Source organism: Amycolatopsis sp. NPDC049688 (assembly GCF_040674975.1).
Taxonomy (GTDB): Bacteria; Actinomycetota; Actinomycetes; order Mycobacteriales; family Pseudonocardiaceae; genus Amycolatopsis.
Genome location: NZ_JBFANY010000016.1, coordinates 26,206 through 44,026, shown reverse-complemented (window position 1 = coordinate 44,026; position 17,821 = coordinate 26,206). Strand labels below are relative to the sequence as shown.

Here is a 17,821-nt window from a genome sequence, read left to right as displayed (position 1 = left end):
ATCGGCTCCCTCCCCCGCAGCCTCAATCCAACACCGCACCGATCGAGCCGAGATCTTCCAGCGTGCTGAATGCCGGGTGACGCGTAACTCGTCACCCGGCATTCGTGCACCCTCAGGCCAGCGCGCGCGTGGGCGCCAGCCGCGCCGCCCGCACCGCCGGGTAGGCCCCCGCCACCGCCCCGACCAGCGCCGCGACCCCCACGCCGCCGGCCAGCGCCGCCGACGGCAGCACCGCCGGCCACCCCTGGCTCAGCGCGTACCCCGCCGTCACCAGGACCCCGGCCAGCACCCCCGCCAGCCCGCCGAACCCGGACAGCAGCACCGACTCGGCCAGGAACTGCCCGCGGATCTGCCGTTTCGTCGCCCCGAGCGCCCGGCGCAGGCCGATCTCGCGCCGCCGCTCCAGCACCGAGATGACCATCGTGTTCGCCACCCCGACGCCGCCGACGAGCAGGGCGACCCCGCCGAGCCCGAGGAACAGCGCGCTGTAGGTCGTGTCGGTCAGCTTCTGCGCGGCGAGGGCGTCCGACGGGCGGCGCACCTCGACCTCGTTCGGCGCCTGCGGGTTCAGCGTCGCGGCCAGCACCGACCGGACGGCGTCCACTGAGGACTCTTCGGCGCGGACGTACACAGTGGACGGATGGCCGTCGAACTCCAGCAGCCGCTTCGCAACGTCCCAGCCGACCAGCACCGACCGCTCGATCTCCGGGGCCAGCGGCATCGGCGCGAGGATGCCGACGACGGTGAACCACCGCGTCCCGATGAGCACCTGCGGCGGGCGCGCCGGATCGATGTGGTCGATGCCGAGGCGGGCCGCGGCCTGGGAACCGAGCACCGTCACCGGGTAGTCCTGGTTGCCGGCGGCCAGGAACGCCCCCGCCCGCACCTTGCCGCCGAGCACGCCGAGCAGGTCCGGCCGCGCCGCGTACACCGCGAGCCCGGAGGTGTCGTCCGGCGCGATCTTGTCGCTGCGCCGGACGCTCGCGGACGTCGTCCCGGTGCCGGCGGCGGCCTGGACCGGGCCGACGCGCTTGGCCATCGGGACGGCGTTGTCCGGCAGGACGGCGTTCTTGCCGAACAGCGTCTGCCCCGGCCCGGCGGTGAGCAAGTTCGTGCCGAGCGCGGCCAGCCGGTCGTGCAGGGCCTGGGCGCCGGACGCCGGGATCGCCAGCACCGCCACCATCGCGGCGACGCCGATCGCGATGCCCAGTGCGGAAAGCACCGCGCGCACCGGCCGCGTCCGCATGCCGTGCGCGCCGAGCGCGACGACGTCCGGTGGCTTCAGCCGGGCCGGCTCGGGCAGTTTCACCAGAGTCATCGCGCACCTGCCAGGCCGGTGTCGAGCCGCAGGTGCCCGTCGAGCAGCTCGATCCGGCGCGGCATGCCCGCGGCGATCTCGCGGTCGTGGGTGATCACGACGATCGTGGTGCCGTCGGCGGACAGCTCCCCCAGCAGCGCGAGCACCGACGCCCCGGTGCCGGTGTCGAGGTTGCCGGTCGGCTCGTCGGCCAGCAGGATCGCCGGGTCGTTGACCACCGCCCGCGCGATGGCGACCCGCTGGCGTTCACCGCCGGAGAGCTCGCCGGGCCGGTGCCACGCCCGGTGTCCCAGCTTGACGCGGTCGAGCGCGGCCAGCGCCCGCGTGCGCCGCTGTCGCCGCGGCACCCCGGCGTAGAGCAGGCCGGTGCACACGTTGTCCACCGCGCTCATCCCTTCGTCGAGGAAGAACTGCTGGAACACGAACCCGATCCAGCGCGAGCGCAGCGCCGAGACCTTGCGGTCGGGCAGCGCGGCGACGTCGTGGCCGTGCAGTTCCACCCGGCCCGACGACGGCCGGTCGAGGGTGCCCATCAGGTGCAGCAACGTGGACTTGCCGGAGCCGGACGGCCCGACGATCGCCACCATCTCGCCGTCTTCCAGCGACAGCGAGACGCCGTCGAGCGCGGCGACCCCGCCGGGGTAGGTGCGCGTGACCTCGTGCACGCGCAGGACGGGCGTCACGACGTCGTCACCACCCGCATGCCCGCGGCCAGCCCGGTTCCGGTGACCTCGACCTTCCCGCCGCTGAACAGTCCGGTTTGGACAGCGATCAGCCGGCGTTGCCCGTTTTCGTCGACCTCGACCGCGTACCCGCCTTCGGCGAGCGCCAGCAGGGCGCCGACCGGGACCGCGAGCACGCCGGCGTGGACGTCCTTGGTGAACCGGACGCTCGCCGGGGCCGAGTCGAGCGAGCCGGCGGCGGCCGGGTCGTCGAGCCGGACGGTCACGGTGATCTTGGGCTTGCCGTCGTCCTGGCCCGCCTGGTCCTTGCCCTCGACGGCGGTCCGCCCGACGTCGGTGACCGTGCCCGTCGTCGTCTTCTCGTTGATCGTGACCGACGTCTTCGCGCCCTGCTGGGCGAGGCCCTGCTTGGCCGCGTCGAGCTTGACCTGCACCGAACGGACGGTGCCGGTCGTCTTGACCACCTCGCCCTGAGCCGGCGAACCGAGCTTGGCCGGGACGGCCGAAACCCGCAGCTCGCCCGCCGCCAGCACGACGTCACCCTGGCCGAACGAGCCGGTCTGCTCCAGGCCGAGGGACTTCTGCCACTTCTTCAGCGCGGCCGCGGTCGCCGCGGTGAACTTCTTGTCCGGCGTGCCGAACCCGCCGAACCCGCACGCCTTGAGGTTCTCCTCCAGCTGCTTGACGTCGGCTCCGTCGTCCACGCCCGCGGCGAGGTCGCGGTAGAACGGCAACGTGCCGTAGAACAGCGGCACCGGCTTCGCGTCCACTCCGTACACCGGCTTGCAGCGGGTCAGCGTGGCACCCGCGTCCGGCAGCGACGTGATCGTGCCGGGCTTGCGGCCGCCGACGACCGACTCGTCGCCGTAGCCGAGGGTGCCGTCGGCCTCCTCTTCTTCGCTGAGGTCGGTCTTGACGACCTCGGCGGTCTCGACCGGCGGCGGCGCGGCCTCCTTCACCGGCGTCGCGCTCGACACCCGCGTGAGGATCACGACGGAACTGGTGCCCAGCACCACGACCAGGACGGCACCGGCGACGAACCAGCGCGTCCGGCCGCGGCGGCGCGGCCTGAGGTGGGTCACGTCGGTCATTTGCCCGCCTGGGAACCGACGCTCATGCCGAGCCCGCACGCCTTGGCGGCCTCTTCGAACTTCTTCGGGTCGTCGCCCGGCCCGCCGATCCGCGTCGCACCCTTGCCGCTCGGATCGGGATCCGGCATGTCGATGCCGTGGTCCCGCATGCACTTGGCGTCCTTGCGCATCTTGTCGAGTTCCTCGGCGCTCGGCGGCTTCATCTCGCCGCCGTTGGGCATGAGGTGCTTGCACGCGTTCGACGCGGCATCGAGCTTTCCGTCGCCAGGCGCGACGCCCTGGATCGCGATCGTCCCTCCCTTGCCGTCCCCGGCCGGCTTCGGGTCGGGCATGTCGACGCCGTGCTCGCGCATGCACTTGGCGAAGTCCCGCATCTTGTCCTCGTCGCTCTTGCCGCTGTTGTCGGCAGCTGTGGGGCCACCGCTCTTCGGCGGCGTCGAGATCGAGGCGACCTTCGACCCGTCGTCGGTCTTCGCGCCGCAGCCCCCGAGCAGCAGGGCCGCCCCGATCGCCGCGACGACGATCCGTGTCCGCATCGCTCGCTCCTTTCGTCCGGTCGGCTGCCAGGTCTACGGATCGGGGGATTCGGGCGCGCTAAGCGGCGTCGCTTATGCGGTCCTTATGGCCCGCCTGCGCAGACTGGGCGGGTGCGGGTGCTGGTGGTGGAGGACGAGCGGTTGCTGGCCGACTCGGTCGCGGAGGGGTTGCGGCGCTTCTCGATGGCCGTCGACGTCTGTTACGACGGCGAACAGGCGCTGGAGCGGGTCGGCGTGCACGGCTACGACGTCGTGGTGCTCGACCGCGACCTGCCGAAGGTGCACGGCGACGCCGTCTGCGCCGCCGTGGTCCGGGCGGGCGGCGAGGCGCGGGTGCTGATGCTGACCGCGGCCGCCGACGTCACCGACCGGGTCGCCGGCCTGGGCCTCGGTGCCGACGACTACCTGACGAAGCCGTTCGCGTTCGCCGAGCTGGTGGCGCGGGTCCAGGCGCTGTCGCGGCGCGCGCGGCCGGCGTTGCCGCCGGTGCTGGAGCGCGACGGCGTCGTGCTCGACCTGCCGCGGCACCAGGCGGCCCGCGACGGCCGGTTCCTGCTGTTGTCCCCGAAGGAGTTCGCCGTGCTTGAGGTGCTGATGCGGGCCGAAGGCACGGTGGTGAGCGCGGAAGACCTGCTGGAGAAGGCGTGGGACGAGCACGCGGACCCGTTCACCAACGCGGTCCGCGTCGCGGTGATGACGTTGCGGCGCAAGCTGGGTGACCCGCCGGTGATCGAGACCGTGCCGGGCGCGGGCTACCGGTTCGGCGCGCCGTGACCGGCCTGTCCGTCCGGACGAAGCTGACGGCCTGGTACGGCGGACTCTTCCTGCTTGCCGGCACGATCCTGGTCGTCATCGAATACCTGCTGGTGCAGAGCACGCTGCCGGACCCGGCCCGGGTCGCCTCGACGACGATCGGCTCGGCCGACGCGCTGTACGGCGCCCAGGCCGGCACGGTCGTGGGTTCCCCGGGCGTGGCGGTGCAGCTGCTCAGCGGTTCGCTGGACACCTACCGCTCTTCCACGCTGTCGACGCTGGTGGTCGGTTCGGCGATCGCGCTGGTGGCGACGGCGGCGCTGGCGGTGCTGTTCGGCTGGCTGATGGCGGGCCGGGCGCTGCGGCCGCTGCACGACATCACCTCGACGGCCCGGCGGCTGGAGGCGGGCAAGCTCGACCGCCGGATCAACCTGGAGGGCCCGCCCGACGAGCTGAAGGAGCTGGCGGACACCTTCGACGGCATGCTCGACCGGCTGGCGGAGTCGTTCGACAGTCAGAAGCGGTTCGTCGCGAACGCCTCCCACGAGCTGCGGACGCCCCTGGCCGTCCAGCGGACGTTGATCGAGGTCGCGATGGCCGACCCCGAGGTGCCGCCGGAGCTGCGCAAGCTCGGCACGCACCTGCTGCACACGAACGAACGCAGCGAGCGCATGATCGAGGGCCTGCTGGTCCTGGCCCGCAGCGACCGCGGCCTACACACGCGCGCCCCGGTCCGCTTGGACGAGGTGACGGCGGCGGTGGTCCGGGCGACGTCGGCCGCGGCGTCGGCGGCCGGGGTGACGGTGGAGACGCGGCTGCGCCCCCGGGTGGTGGCGGGCGACCCGGTCCTGCTGGAGCGGCTGGTGACGAACCTGGTGGTCAACGCGATCACGTACAACGCCTCGGGCGGGTGGGTGTACGTGGAGGTGCGCGGGGACCCGGCGCTGGAGGTGCGGAACTCGGGACCGGTGGTGCCGCCCGAGGCGGTGCCGACGTTGTTCGAGCCGTTCCGGCGGTTGGGAGGCGCGGAGCGGACCGGGGACACACGCAACGCGGGGCTGGGGTTGTCGATCGTCCGGTCGGTGGCGCAGGCGCACGGGGGAAGCGCGGAGGCCCAGCCGGGGCGGCGCGGCGGCCTGGCGATGGTGATCCGGCTGCCACCGGCGTGACCGGCGCGGCGACCTCGCGATGTCGACAAGTCCGCCCCCTGCTCGATCCACTCGATCGTGACTTTGCGTGTCCGGCGTGTCACCCCAATGCCGCTGACCTGGCTCGGCGAGGATGCGGAAGACGCGAAATGAACAGTGGGCAGTTCGGTGCGGACTCGGCGCGCCTCGCACGTCAAGCCGACGCGCCGTTCTAACGTGGGTACCCACAACGGTGAAGAAGATCGGGGAGGCGAGAACAATGCGGGCGCTGCGAGTGGTCGGACTGCACGAGGACGGGAAGTCCATCGTGCTCGAAGACCCGGCGAGCCGTACTCGTTTCCTGCTCCCGGCTGATGAGCGACTGCGCGCGGCGGCGCGGGGTGACATCACCCGCCTCGGCCAGATCGAAATCGAGTTGGAGAGCCAGATGCGGCCACGCGAGATCCAGCAGCGCATCCGGGCCGGCGAGTCCGTCGAGCAGGTCGCCGCGAGCGCCGGTGTCTCGACGCAGCGCGTCGAGCGCTACGCCTACCCGGTCCTGCTCGAGCGGTCCCGGACCGCCGAGCTGGCGCAGAGCGCCCACCCCGTCCGCGAGGACGGCCCCGACGTGCAGACGCTCGGCGAGGTCGTCGCATACGGCTTCGGCGTCCGCGGTCACGACTACTCGCAGGCCACCTGGGACTCCTGGAAGGGCGACGACGGCCGCTGGGTCGTCGTGCTCCGGTGGAAGGCCGGGCGGTCGGACAACCGCGCGCACTGGGCGTTCTCGCCGGGTGCGCACGGCGGCACGGTGACGGCGCTGGACGAGAACGCCGAGGTCCTGCTGGACCCGAACGCCTACCGCCCGCCGCGCACGGTCCGCGCCCTCGCGCCGGCCCGCGAGACGGAGTTCCAGCCGACGCTGGATTCCGTGGAGCCGGAGCGCGCCCAGCTGCCGTCGGCCGAGCCGGACCCGGACGACGACACCCGCGAGATCCCGCGCGTCCCGGTGGACCCGGACGAAGACGCGGCAGTACCCGAGCCGCGGCCGAAGGCCAAGAAGAACCACCCGATCGTCCCGTCCTGGGAGGACGTGCTCCTCGGGGTCCGCTCGCAGCGCGGCTAGTCCACGCGCGCCGCGAGCGTCTTCGGCGCGACCTGCCGGTACGCCTCCCGCACGATCCGGTCGACCTCGGCCCAGTCGACGTCGACGTCGAGCCGCACCCCGAGCCACCCGCGGTGCCCGACGTACGCCGGCCGGAAGAACCGCTCCGGCTCGGTGCGCACCAGTTCCTCCTGCGCACCGGGCGGGGCCGGGCACCAGAAGGCGAGCCTGCCGTCGCCGTGGTGGTCGTCGGCGAACATCGCGAACGTCTTCTTGCCGCGGACGAACCACGCCGGCGACCCGTGGCTCAGCCGCTCGGTCGCCTCCGGCAGGGCCAGGCACAACTTCCGCAACGCGTCCAGCTGCTCCATCCCGTCAGGCTAGCGGCGCACCGGTGGTCGAGGTGGCCGCGAAGACATCGGCAAGGCCGCAGCGGCCGCCGGGATGGCCGAGGCCGGTTCTCCTGGCCGCCGGCGGTTGCGCTAGAAGGCGATCACCAGCACCCCGACCCACGCGATCACGACCCCGCCCGCCGCGCCGTACGCGGCCCACCGCAGGATCGGCGTACGCCGGATCAGCCACAGCGACGGCGTGATCCCGGCCGTCACGATCACCGACGCCACCAGGGCCAGCCAGCCACTCGTCTCCCGGGCCAGCGTCGAAGCCAGCGCCAGCATGGCGACGACGACCACGGCCGCGATGAACGCCGACACGGTCAGCCCGGTCAGCCACGGGGTCGGCTCCCCCGGCGGGCCCGGCGGGCCGAGCACCGCGCGGACGAACCGGTGGCTGGCCGCGGTGGCGGGCGGGGGCGGTTCGACCACGGTGTCGGCGCCCGTCACCGGGTCCACGAACCGCACGGTCGTGCCCATCACCGCGGCCAGCCGTCCGGCGAGCTGACGCCCGCGCTGCGAGACCACCGCGCCCGCCTCTTCCCCGGAATCGGCGGAGACGGCGGACGCCACGCGGGCCCATTCGTGCAGGGCCTGGGCCAGGTCGGCGCCGATCGCGAGCTTGTGCGGGTCCACCTCGCGCGCGTGCTCCCCGCCCGGGCCGGCCAGCACGGCGCGCTCGCCGCGGATCCGCAGCTCCATGGTGCCCCTTCCCGCCTCGGAGATCAGAACTTTAGCCGCCCCGGGCCAGTTCGTAGAAGGCAACGGCGGCGGCCGTGGCGATGTTCAGTGAATCGACTCCGGCCGGCATGGGTATCCGGACGGCGTGATCAGCCGCCGCGAGCGCCGTTTCGGTCAGTCCGGGACCTTCGGCACCGAAGAGCAACGCCACCCGCCCGGGCGCGTGCGCCCGCAGTTCGCGCAGCGGGACCGAACCCGGCCGCGGGGTGAACGCCGCGACCGAGAACCCGCGCGCCCGCAGGTCGTCGAGCCCGCCCGGCCAGTCCGTCAGGTGCCCGAACGGCACGCGCAGGACGTGCCCCATCGACACGCGCACGCTGCGCCGGTACAGCGGGTCGGAACAACCGGGCCCGAGCAGCACGCCACTCACGCCCAGCGCGGCCGCATTGCGGAAGAGCGCGCCGAGGTTTTCGTGGTCTCCCACGCCTTCCAGCACCGCGACCGGACCGTCGCCGTCGACGACCTGCGCCACCGTCAGCGGCGCGGGCCGGTCGGCGACGGCGAGGATCCCGCGGTTGAGGTGGAAGCCGACCACGTCGGCCATCGTCTCCGCGGAGGCGACGTACTGCGGCACGTCGAGGCCCGCCAGGTCTTCGGCCAGCTCGGCGAACCGCCGCTGCACGCCCAGCAGGGCGCGTACCGGGTAACGGGAGGCCAGCAGCCGCGAGACGACGACGGTGCCTTCGGCGATGACCAGGCCCCGGCCGCCGGGCCGGTCGGGCCGACGGTCCGCAGTGGACAGGTCGCGGAAATCGTCGACGCGCGGATCGCCGGAGTGGTCGATGTGGATCACGCCCATCCGCCCAGTCTGTCACCCGCTTGCCGGGCGCTGCACTGGTCCGAACGTCCACCACCCCGTGGTACGAACGGGGCCAATCCGCTTTCGGTTAACTGCCCGTGACGGAGAGCACCAGTTTGGCCGCTAGCCCGGCTGCATCGGCTGTGTAACGGTTGTCCGCCGGGGCCTGAAACACGTCCTAGTCCACGCCGACACGAAGCAGGGATGGTCATGGGGATGGACCTCGAGGCTCAGCAGTTCAACACGCTGGACCGAGGACGGTACCGCCGCAAGGTGCAGCGCTGCCTGGACACGCTGGCACGGATGCTCACCGACGGCAGTTTTTCGTTCCCCCGCAAGAACATCGGGCTCGAAGTCGAGCTGAACCTGGTCGACCGCGAGCTGCGCCCGTCGATGACGAACACCGCGGTGCTGGAGGCCCTCGACGACCCGTCGTTCACCACCGAGCTGGGCCAGCACAACATCGAGCTGAACGTCCCGCCGCGGCCGCTGGCCGGCGATTCCGCCCTCCAGCTCGAAGACGACCTCCGCGCGTACCTCGACAGCGCGGCGGCGAAGGCCCGTGACACCGGGTCGTCGCTGGCGATGATCGGCATCCTGCCGACGTTGAAGCACGAGCACTTCGACCAGAAGTGGCTCACCAACAAGGCCCGCTACGCCACGCTGAACGACCAGATCTTCGCCGCACGCGGCGAACGCACGGTGCTCGCCATGGAGGGCGCGGCGCTGCCGGGCCAGCAGCCCGAACGCCTGCGCAGCTACGCGGAGTCGATCCTGCCGGAAGCGGCCTGCACCAGCGTGCAGCTGCACCTGCAGGTCGCGCCGGAGGAGTTCGCCGCGCACTGGAACGCGGCGCAGTGCCTGGCCGGGCTGCAGATCGCGCTCGCGTCGAATTCGCCGTTCCTGCTGGGGAAGGCGCTGTGGCACGAGACCCGGATCCCGCTGTTCCTGCAGGCGACCGACACCCGGCCGGAGGAGCTGAAGAACCAGGGCGTGCGGCCGCGGGTGTGGTTCGGCGAGCGCTGGATCACGTCGATCTTCGACCTGTTCGAGGAGAACGTCCGCTATTTCCCCGGCCTGCTCCCGGAAACCGACACCGAGGACCCGATCGAAGCGCTCGACGCGGGGCAGGCGCCGAAGCTCACCGAGCTGCGCATGCACAACGGGACGATCTGGCGCTGGAACCGCCCGGTGTACGACGTCGTCGACGGGCTGCCGCACCTGCGCGTGGAGAACCGGGTGCTGCCGGCCGGCCCGACGGTCGTCGACACGGTGGCGAACGCGGCGTTCTTCTACGGCGCGCAGCGCGCGCTGGCCGAGGCGGATCGCCCGGTGTGGACGCAGATGTCGTTCCAGGCGGCCGAGGAAAACCTCTACGCCGGCGCGCGCCGCGGCTTCGACGGCCAGCTGTACTGGCCGGGCATCGGCTGGATCCCGCCGGACGAGCTGGCGCTGCGCGTGCTGCTGCCGCTCGCCCACGAGGGCCTGCGCCGCTCCGACGTCTCCGACGAGGCCCGCGAGCGTTACCTCGGGATCATCGAGCGCCGGTGCCTGGCGCGGCGGACCGGGGCGACCTGGCAGCGCGACTACGTCCTGCGCGCCCAGGAACGCGGGCTCGACCGCGAGGCCGCGCTCAGCTTGATGCTGGCGCGCTACCTGGAGCTGTCGGAGTCGGGCGAACCGGTTCACACGTGGCCGGTGGCCGATTGACGCTAGCCTGAGGGGATGCCGAAGATTCTCGGTGCGTCCTTGGAGGCACACCGGCGCGAGGTGCGGACCCGGGTCTTCGACGTCCTGCGCGCCCAGCTCTACGAACGCGGCTTCGACGCGATCACGCTCGCCGGGGTCGCGTCGGCGGCCGGCGTGGGCCGGACGGCGCTGTACAACCACTTCCCGGACAAGGAAAGCCTGCTCGTCGCGTTCGTCGAGGACGAGGCGGCGCAGTACGTCACGCGGCTGACCGAAGCCGTCGAAGCGCAGGCCGATCCGGTCGACCAGCTGGCCACGTTCGTCCGCCTGCAGCTGCGGGTGCTGGCGGAGTACCACATGCCGCCGGGCACGGCGCTCGCGTCGGCGCTGGCGCCCGCGGCGTACCGCCGGATCAGCGCGCACGCCGACCCGATCACCGACCGCCTGCGCGCGATCCTCGCCGGCGGCGTCGACCTGGGCCGCTGGCCGGCCGAGGACCCGGACGTCCTGATCCCGATGATCACCGCCGCGCTGGGCAACCGCACCCTGGTCGACGGGCCGGCCGAGCAGCTGGAAGACGTCGTCGAAGCGGCCGTGCGATTCGTCCTGCGGGCGGTCGGCGCGACGATTTAGGGTGGCCTAACCCCGGACTATGCCCTACGCTCTTTCTGACAGCGTGTCAGATCGATCGCCCGGGAGGCCTGCCCATGTCGGTGACCACGGACGCCCGCCCGTTCTCGGCGACCCTGCGCGCGTCGACGCTCGAGGTGCACGAAAAGGCGAACTACTCCACGTACATGCGCGCCCTGCTCGGCGGCGAGCTGACGCAGGAGGGCTACACCCAGCTGGCGATCCAGTACTACTTCGTCTACGGCGCGATCGAGGCGGCGAGCGACCGGATGGCGGCCGACCCGATCGGCCGCGAGTTCGTGTTTGACGAGCTGCGGCGGCTGCCGAACCTCGAGCGCGACCTCGCCCACCTGGTCGGCCCGGACTGGCGTTCGACGATCACGCCGCTGGATTCCACCCGCGAGTACGTCGCGCGGATCCGCGAAGCGTCGTCGTGGGCCGGCGGGTACGTGGCGCACCACTACACGCGCTACCTGGGCGACATCGCGGGCGGCCAGGCGATCCGGCGGCTGCTGGAACGCCAGTACGACGTCGCCGAAGCGGGTACGCTCTTCTACCACTTCGAGGGCATCGGCAGTGCTCCGCGCTTCCGTGACGCCTACCGGGCGAAGCTGGACAACGCGCCCTGGGACGAGGACGAGCGGGCGCGGGTGATCGACGAGACGCTGGTGGCGTTCGAGTGCAACGTCGCCGTGTTCGAGGAGCTGGCCTCGCGGCTCGACGAGTTCCGTGCCTGATCTCACAGGCCGTTGACCTCCAGTTAAGTTCAGGTTGCAGGCTCGGTTTCGGGTGGTGCGCCTCCGGGGTACGCCACCTACGAACCGGTCATCCCAGGCGGTGATCACGACACGCCCCCGCTCGCCGCGGAGGGGCGTGTGCTACTAGGTTCGGTACCGGAAACTTGTGTCGAAGACAGAAGGAGGGCCAATGGCCCGCTACGAGCTGCCCGATCTCGACTACGACTACGGCGCCCTCGCGCCGCACATCTCCGGCGAGATCAACGAGCTGCACCACAGCAAGCACCACGCGACCTACGTCAAGGGCGCGAACGACACGCTCGACAAGCTCGAAGCCGCCCGCGAAGCGAACGACTTCGGCTCGATCGTCGGCCTGGAGACCACGCTGGCCTTCAACCTGGCCGGCCACGCCAACCACGTCGTGTGGTGGAAGATCCTGTCGCCGGAAGGCGGCGACAAGCCGACCGGCGAGCTGGCCGCGGCGATCGACGAGGCGTTCGGCTCGTTCGACAAGTTCAAGGCGCAGTTCACCGCCGTTTCGACCACGATCCAGGGCAACGGCTGGGGCGCGCTGTCCTGGGACCCGATCGGCAAGACGCTGATCACCCAGCAGCTGCGCGACCACCACAACAACCTCATCCTGCCGACCGTGCCGATCCTGCTGGTCGACGTCTGGGAGCACGCGTTCTACCTGGACTACAAGAACGTGAAGCCGGACTACGTCAAGGCCCTGTGGAACATCTTCAACTGGGCGGAGATCTCCAAGCGCTTCGACAACGCCGTCGCGGGCGGCAACGGCCTGCTGCTCGGCTGATTTTCCGCGCTGACGGGGTCCTCCCTTCCGGGAGGGCCCCGTTTTTCGTCGCCGGGTGAAAATGGCTTGACCTCGACCGCGGTCGAGGTGTTTGGCTGGCCGCATGGACATCGACGCGTACCTGGACCGCCTCGGCGTCGCCCGGCCGGCGGCGCCCGATCTCGCGACGCTGCGTCACCTGCAGGAGCGCCACCTGGCCGCGGTGCCGTTCGAGAACCTGAGCAGCCACCTCGGCGAGCCGGTCGTCCTGGCGGAGGACGCCCTCTTCGCCAAGGTCGTGCACCGCCGCCGGGGCGGGTTCTGCTACGAGCTGAACGGCCTCTTCGCCGCCCTGCTGCGCGCGCTGGGGTACGACGCTTCGCTGCACGCGGCGCAGGTGTTCCACGCCGACGGCACGCCCGGCCCGCCGCTGGACCACGCGGCGATCGTCGTTTCCCTGGACTCGTCGGAGGACTGGCTGGTCGACGTCGGTTTCGGCCGGTTCTCCCGGTATCCGCTGCGCCTGTCCGCCGTCGACGCCCAGCACGACCCCGAGGGCGAGTTCCTGCTGCTGGACGCGCCGCACGGCGACATCGACGTGGTCATGGACGGCAAGCCGCAGTACCGCCTGGAGCGCCGCCCGCGCCCGCTGGCCGACTTCGTCCCGATGGCGTGGTGGCAGACGACGTCGCCGGAGTCGCACTTCACGCAGTCCCTGACGTGTTCCCGCCCGACGTCCCAGGGCCGGGTGACGTTGTCCGGCGACAGGCTGATCGAGACGGTCGACGGGGTGCGGAACGAGGTTCGCCTGCCTTCTCCGGAAGCGATCCGCCTGGCGTACCGCGTGTACTTCGGGATGACGTTGACGCGGCTGCCGGTACCGCCGGGTGAGAGTCCCTTGACGCACGGCGCGCCCCAGCCGGACACTGCGCTGACGTGAACGAAGCCCCGGCCTGGGGTTCCCAGGGCCGGGGCTCCGTCCGTTCCCGAACTGACTGCCGCTCCCACCACGAAGCGGACGTGTATGAGGTTAGCCTAACCTCATCTTCGACGGCAAGAGGTTCGGCGCGGAGACCCCGATCTCACTCTTTCGAGGGACACCGGGTGTTCGAAGCGGAGTTTTTGTCGGTGGCCGCCGATACGGTCACGGCGTGAACTCGAACCGATACGCCCCGTCAAGCCTTCGTCCGCTTGAGCACGCGCAGCCCGAGCCCCCGTTTCACCGGCCACGACACGCCACCCCGCCGGATCAGCACCACCGCGCACACCACCGCGGCCACGGCCGAAACCGCCCCGCCGATGTAGAACGGAGACCGCCCGCCGAACTGCTGGGCCATCCACCCGACCATCGGGCCGCCGACCGGGTTGCCGCCGATCAGCACGAGCACGTACAGCCCCATCACGCGGCCGCGCATCTCCGGGCTGACCGACGTCTGCACCAGCGCGTTCGCCGTGTTGAGGAACGTCATCGTGGCGAAGCCGAGCGGGATCAGGCCGAGGCCGAACGTCAGGTACGTCGGCATGAACCCGGTGATCAGCTCGAACACGCCGAGGAAGAACGCCGAGACGAGCATCAGCCGGACCCGCGGCCGTCCCTTGGTCCCCCGGCGGGCCGACATCACCGCGCCGGTGAACGTGCCCACCGCGACCAGCGTCGAGAGCAGGCCGTAGCCGTCGGCCGCGGTGTGGAAGACGTTCGCCGCGACGATCGGGAGCGAGCTGAAGTACGTGATGCCGAACGTGCTGACGAACAGCACCAGCACCATCACCGTCATCAGGTCCGACCGGCGGCGGACGTACCGCAGGCCTTCGGCCAGCTGCCCCTTCTCCCGCGGTACCGCGGCGACGCGGAACAGCTTGTCCGGGTTCATCAGGATCAGCCCGGTGATCACCGCGACCGTGCTGAGCGCGTTCGCGATGAACAGCCAGCCGGTGCCGATCCAGGTGATCGCGAACCCGGCGATCGCCGGCCCGACGATCCGCGCCATGTTGAAGATCGACGAGTTGAGCGCGACGGCGTTGGCGATCTGGTCGCGGCCCACCATCTCGGCGACGAACGACTGCCGCGTGGGCACCTCGAGCGCGGCCGTCACGCCGAGGGTGAAGCACAGGACGTAGACCTGCCACAGCGCGACGATCCCGCTGATGTCGAGCACGCCCAGCACGGCGGCCTGCAGGCACGCCGCCGTCTGGATCCAGGTGAGCAGCCGCCGCTTGTCGACGCGGTCGGCGAGGACGCCGGCCCAGAGCGAGAGGAGCAGCGTCGGGGTGAACTGCAGCGCGACCGCGACACCGAGGGCGATCGGGTTGTTGCCGCTGAGGGTGAACACCAGCCAGTCCTGGGCGATGCGCTGCATCCAGGTGCCGATGTTCGAGATGACCTGGCCGGTGAAGAACAGCCGGTAGTTGCGGACCCGCAGGGAGGCGAACATGCCGCCGCGCTTGGCTGCGGAGGGCGGTGAAGCGGACGGCGGTGGGGCCGTGTCCCGGGTAGCAGTGGTCTGGATCGAACGCTTGGTTTCGCTACCCGTGGCCGTCACCGTGGTTAGTTCCCCGCCATCCTGTCGATGATCTCAGCGGCTTTCGAGAGCACTTCGCGCTCATCGTCGCCGAGTTCCGCCAATTGCCGGTCCAGCCAGGCCTCCCGCACGGAAATGGCCTTCTGCACGTAGGCCAGCCCGCTCTCGGACAGCTCGACGATGGCCTGCCTGCCATCGGTCGGGTGCGGGCGCCGCTCGACGAACCCCAGCTCCTCGAGCGCGGCGATCACCCTCGTCATCGAAGGTGGCTGGACGCCTTCCTTCGCGGCGAGCTGACCCGGGGTCAGCGCACCGCACTTGTGCAGGGTGGACAGCGCGGCGACCTGCGTCAACGTCAGGTCGTCCCCGACGCGCTGTGCCCGCAGCCGGCGGTTGAGCCGGACCACCGCGAGACGCAGACGGCTCGCCAAGGAGCGTTCGTGCGTGTCGCCGGACATATAGTTAGCATACCTTACGAAACTTCGGCTGCACGGGTGATCTCTGCCGCAACCCGGTCCGCGGCCCGTGCGTCCTCCCGAGGACGAGACCTGGGGGCCGGATGAACAAGAAGCTGGTGGGCACGGCCGTGGTGGGCGCGGCGGTGCTGGCGATCGTGGCGGCGCAGTTCCTCGGCGGCGGTGACGACGCACCCGCGGCCGCGCCGCCGCCGCCGTCGTCGTCGCACCCGCCAGCGATCGCCGTCGGCAAGCTGGAGATCTACCAGCTCGCCGACGGGACCGGGCCCGGCTCGGCCATCGAGATCCCGGTGCCGTCGTGGAGCGTGAGCCGCGACAAGGAGCGCGCGACCTACCGCCAAGGCGAGCTGCTGCTCGAGACCGACCGGGTGGCGATCACGCAGGAGGATCCGGTGAGCGGGCTGCGCGCGCTGGCCGGCTCACAGGGCGGCACAGTGGCCGGGCACGCCCCGATCGCCGACCGGGACGCCGCGGAATGGGACTTCACCTACTCCCGCGATGGCGTGCCGCGGCGAGTGACCGTGGTCGGCCTCGGCGCCGGCGACGCCCTGGTGACGGTGCGGTTCGAGGCCCCGGTCGCCGAATTCGAGCGCAACCGGGGCATCCTCGACGAAGCCCTGAAGATCCGGGGCTGACTACTTGAACGCCGCCTGGATCGGCCCCACCGCGAAGTACGCCACGAAGGCCAGCGCGATCACCCACATCAGCGGGTGCACCTGGCGCGCCTTGCCGGTGGCCGCGCGGATCACGACGTAGCTGACGAAGCCGGCGCCGATGCCGTTGGCGATCGAGTAGGTGAACGGCATGACCACGATGGTCAGGAACGCCGGCAGCGCGATCGAGTAGTCGGTGAAGTCGATGTCGCGGACCTGCGACATCAGCATCGCGCCCACCACGACCAGCGCCGGCGCGGCCGCCTCGACCGGCACGACCTGGTAGAGCGGGGTCAGGAACATCGCGGCGATGAACAGCACGCCGGTCACGACGTTGGCCAGGCCGGTCCGCGCGCCCTCCGCGATGCCGGAGGCCGACTCGACGAACACCGTGTTCGAGCTGGCCGAGCCGAAGCCGCCGGCCGCCCCCGCGAGGCCCTCGACGAACAGCGCCTTGCCGACGTTGGGCAGCTGGCCGTCGGCCGGGAGCAGGTCGGCCTCCTTCGCGAGGCCGGTCATGGTGCCCATGGCGTCGAAGAAGTCGGCGAGCACCAGCGTGAACACCAGCAGCACGACGGTGATGATCGGCAGGCGCGTCCAGGCGCCGAACGAGACGTCACCCACCAGGGACAGGTTCGGCAGGCCGAGCACCTGGTCCGGCAGCGCCGGGTAGCCGAGGTTCCAGCCCTTCGGGTTGGTGCCCTGCGACGGCCCGGCCTTGACGATCGCCTCGACGACGATGGCCAGCACGGTCGACGCGAGCACGCCGATCAGGATCGCGCCCTTGACCTTCCGCACGACCAGGATGCCGGTGACCAGCAGGCCGACCACGAACACCGCGGTCGGCCAGGAGGCGATCGAGCCGTTGATGCCGAGACCCACCGGGACGGTGGTGTGCGCGGCGTCCGGCAGCCGGCGCACGAACCCGGCGTCGACCAGGCCGATCAGGCAGATGAAGACGCCGATGCCGACGGCGATCGCCGACTTCAGCGCGGCGGGCACGGCCCGGAACACCGCGGTGCGGAACCCGGTCAGCACGAGCAGCACGATGATCACGCCCTCGATGACGACCAGGCCCATCGCCTCGGGCCAGGTCATCTGCGGGGCGATGGTGACCGCGACCAGGCTGTTGATGCCCAGTCCGGTCGCGATGGCGAACGGGTAGTTCGCGACCAGGCCCATCAGGATGGTCATCACGCCGGCGACCAGCGCGGTCACCGCGGCGACCTGCGGCACCGGGAGGATGCCGCCGAGGACGTCCTTGTGCGCGCCCGCGTCGTCGGCCGAGAAACTGCCGATGATCAGCGGGTTCAGCACCACGATGTAGGCCATCGTGACGAAGGTGACCAGCCCGCCGCGCAGTTCGCGCGGCACGGTCGAGCCCCGCTCGGTGATCTTGAAGAACCGGTCCAGTGTGGACGTCCCGGTGCGGGTCGTCTCCTGCTCCGCCATTCGCCTGCCCATTCTCTCGCTGCTGCGGAGTACCCTGCACCTCGTGAGTGAACCGATCAATCCACCGGAGGTTACGGGCTCGTTGCGGCACACGCCGGAGCTGCCCAAGAAGCTGACCGACCTGACGCCGGTGGTGATCGTAGGCACCTCGATCTGGGCTGTCGCGCTGGTGGTGCTCTTCTTCACGACTTCGGGGCTGTGGGTGCAGACGGCGTTGTCCGGTTTCGCGCTCGGCTTCATCGGGATGGCGATCATCGCCTGGCAGCGCGCCGCCGCCCGCCGGGGCTCGAAGTCGGCCCAGCGGCTCTGACGTTCCGCGGCTCTGCC

At 71.3% G+C, this 17,821-nt stretch carries 20 protein-coding genes; 10 read left to right on the top strand and 10 right to left on the bottom strand.

The genetic code is table 11. The features are described 5' to 3' along the window. Nucleotides 1-112: 112 nt before the first annotated feature. The 4 genes from AB0J55_RS35980 to AB0J55_RS35965 are packed head-to-tail and all read right to left on the bottom strand — an operon-like array spanning nt 113 to nt 3,628. Nucleotides 113-1,318, bottom strand: a complete 1,206-nt coding sequence (locus AB0J55_RS35980; RefSeq protein ID WP_364259085.1) for an ABC transporter permease — start codon at nt 1,316-1,318, stop codon at nt 113-115. Then, nucleotides 1,315-2,001, bottom strand: a complete 687-nt coding sequence (locus AB0J55_RS35975; protein ID WP_364259082.1) for an ABC transporter ATP-binding protein — start codon at nt 1,999-2,001, stop codon at nt 1,315-1,317. Before AB0J55_RS35975 ends, AB0J55_RS35980 begins: the two co-directional genes overlap by 4 nt. Then, a complete protein-coding gene (locus tag AB0J55_RS35970; protein ID WP_364259079.1) occupies nt 1,998-3,092 on the bottom strand; it encodes a peptidoglycan-binding protein in 1,095 nt (364 codons plus the stop codon). The genes AB0J55_RS35975 and AB0J55_RS35970 overlap by 4 nt, the downstream gene beginning before the upstream one ends. Continuing rightward, on the bottom strand, nt 3,089-3,628 hold the full coding sequence (locus tag AB0J55_RS35965) for a hypothetical protein (RefSeq protein ID WP_364259076.1): 540 nt from the start codon (nt 3,626-3,628) through the stop codon (nt 3,089-3,091). The genes AB0J55_RS35970 and AB0J55_RS35965 overlap by 4 nt, the downstream gene beginning before the upstream one ends. A 111-nt stretch (nt 3,629-3,739) precedes the next feature. Here AB0J55_RS35965 and AB0J55_RS35960 point away from each other — a divergent pair, with 111 nt between their 5' ends. The 3 genes from AB0J55_RS35960 (at nt 3,740) to sepH (ending at nt 6,634) form a co-directional block, all read left to right on the top strand. Next, nucleotides 3,740-4,402, top strand: coding sequence for a response regulator transcription factor (locus AB0J55_RS35960; protein WP_364259073.1), 663 nt, complete (start codon nt 3,740-3,742; stop codon nt 4,400-4,402). Next, nucleotides 4,399-5,550 (top strand): ATP-binding protein, encoded by a 1,152-nt coding sequence (locus AB0J55_RS35955; protein ID WP_364259070.1) that lies wholly within the window; start codon nt 4,399-4,401, stop codon nt 5,548-5,550. Before AB0J55_RS35960 ends, AB0J55_RS35955 begins: the two co-directional genes overlap by 4 nt. Before the next feature lie 238 nt (nt 5,551-5,788). Next, nucleotides 5,789-6,634 carry a septation protein SepH gene (gene sepH, locus AB0J55_RS35950; protein WP_364259554.1) on the top strand — a complete coding sequence of 282 codons (846 nt, stop codon included), beginning with the start codon at nt 5,789-5,791 and terminating at the stop codon, nt 6,632-6,634. Here sepH and AB0J55_RS35945 read toward each other — a convergent pair. The 3 genes from AB0J55_RS35945 to AB0J55_RS35935 form a co-directional block, all read right to left on the bottom strand. Further along, nucleotides 6,631-6,984, bottom strand: coding sequence for an MmcQ/YjbR family DNA-binding protein (locus AB0J55_RS35945; RefSeq protein ID WP_364259067.1), 354 nt, complete (start codon nt 6,982-6,984; stop codon nt 6,631-6,633). The genes sepH and AB0J55_RS35945 overlap by 4 nt on opposite strands. Before the next feature lie 111 nt (nt 6,985-7,095). Continuing rightward, nucleotides 7,096-7,707: a DUF2537 domain-containing protein gene (locus tag AB0J55_RS35940; protein WP_364259064.1), complete on the bottom strand. Its 612-nt coding sequence runs from the start codon at nt 7,705-7,707 to the stop codon at nt 7,096-7,098. 31 nt (nt 7,708-7,738) lie between these two features. After that, nucleotides 7,739-8,545 (bottom strand): RNA methyltransferase, encoded by an 807-nt coding sequence (locus tag AB0J55_RS35935; RefSeq protein WP_364259061.1) that lies wholly within the window; start codon nt 8,543-8,545, stop codon nt 7,739-7,741. 210 nt (nt 8,546-8,755) lie between these two features. Between AB0J55_RS35935 and AB0J55_RS35930 the strand changes: the two genes are divergently transcribed. From AB0J55_RS35930 to AB0J55_RS35910, 5 genes are all read left to right on the top strand, one after another. Beyond that, complete coding sequence (locus tag AB0J55_RS35930) at nt 8,756-10,255, top strand: glutamate-cysteine ligase family protein (protein WP_364259058.1); 1,500 nt, start codon at nt 8,756-8,758, stop codon at nt 10,253-10,255. Between the two features lie 15 nt (nt 10,256-10,270). Then, nucleotides 10,271-10,867 carry a TetR/AcrR family transcriptional regulator gene (locus tag AB0J55_RS35925; RefSeq protein ID WP_364259055.1) on the top strand — a complete coding sequence of 199 codons (597 nt, stop codon included), beginning with the start codon at nt 10,271-10,273 and terminating at the stop codon, nt 10,865-10,867. A 74-nt stretch (nt 10,868-10,941) separates the two neighbouring features. Then, a complete protein-coding gene (locus AB0J55_RS35920; RefSeq protein ID WP_364259052.1) occupies nt 10,942-11,601 on the top strand; it encodes a biliverdin-producing heme oxygenase in 660 nt (219 codons plus the stop codon). A gap of 190 nt (nt 11,602-11,791) precedes the next feature. Continuing rightward, on the top strand, nt 11,792-12,415 hold the full coding sequence (locus AB0J55_RS35915; protein ID WP_003088226.1) for a superoxide dismutase: 624 nt from the start codon (nt 11,792-11,794) through the stop codon (nt 12,413-12,415). A gap of 103 nt (nt 12,416-12,518) precedes the next feature. Beyond that, complete coding sequence (locus AB0J55_RS35910; RefSeq protein ID WP_364259049.1) at nt 12,519-13,334, top strand: arylamine N-acetyltransferase; 816 nt, start codon at nt 12,519-12,521, stop codon at nt 13,332-13,334. 235 nt (nt 13,335-13,569) lie between these two features. On the opposite strand, the gene AB0J55_RS35905 is transcribed toward AB0J55_RS35910, so the two are convergent. Beyond that, entirely contained in the window at nt 13,570-14,826 is a 1,257-nt protein-coding gene (locus AB0J55_RS35905) for an MFS transporter (RefSeq protein ID WP_364259046.1), read from the bottom strand. Between the two features lie 113 nt (nt 14,827-14,939). Next, on the bottom strand, nt 14,940-15,371 hold the full coding sequence (locus AB0J55_RS35900; RefSeq protein WP_364259043.1) for a MarR family transcriptional regulator: 432 nt from the start codon (nt 15,369-15,371) through the stop codon (nt 14,940-14,942). A gap of 101 nt (nt 15,372-15,472) precedes the next feature. Here AB0J55_RS35900 and AB0J55_RS35895 point away from each other — a divergent pair, with 101 nt between their 5' ends. Then, the gene (locus tag AB0J55_RS35895) at nt 15,473-16,024 is read left to right on the top strand and encodes a hypothetical protein (protein ID WP_364259040.1); all 552 of its coding nucleotides are present in this window, start codon (nt 15,473-15,475) and stop codon (nt 16,022-16,024) included. Here the strand turns inward: AB0J55_RS35895 and AB0J55_RS35890 are convergent, their stop codons facing one another. Further along, nucleotides 16,025-17,494, bottom strand: a complete 1,470-nt coding sequence (locus tag AB0J55_RS35890; RefSeq protein ID WP_364259551.1) for an NCS2 family permease — start codon at nt 17,492-17,494, stop codon at nt 16,025-16,027. A gap of 82 nt (nt 17,495-17,576) precedes the next feature. On the opposite strand from AB0J55_RS35890, the gene AB0J55_RS35885 reads away from it, so the two are divergent. After that, nucleotides 17,577-17,804 (top strand): DUF2530 domain-containing protein, encoded by a 228-nt coding sequence (locus AB0J55_RS35885; protein WP_310969660.1) that lies wholly within the window; start codon nt 17,577-17,579, stop codon nt 17,802-17,804. Nucleotides 17,805-17,821: the final 17 nt, after the last annotated feature.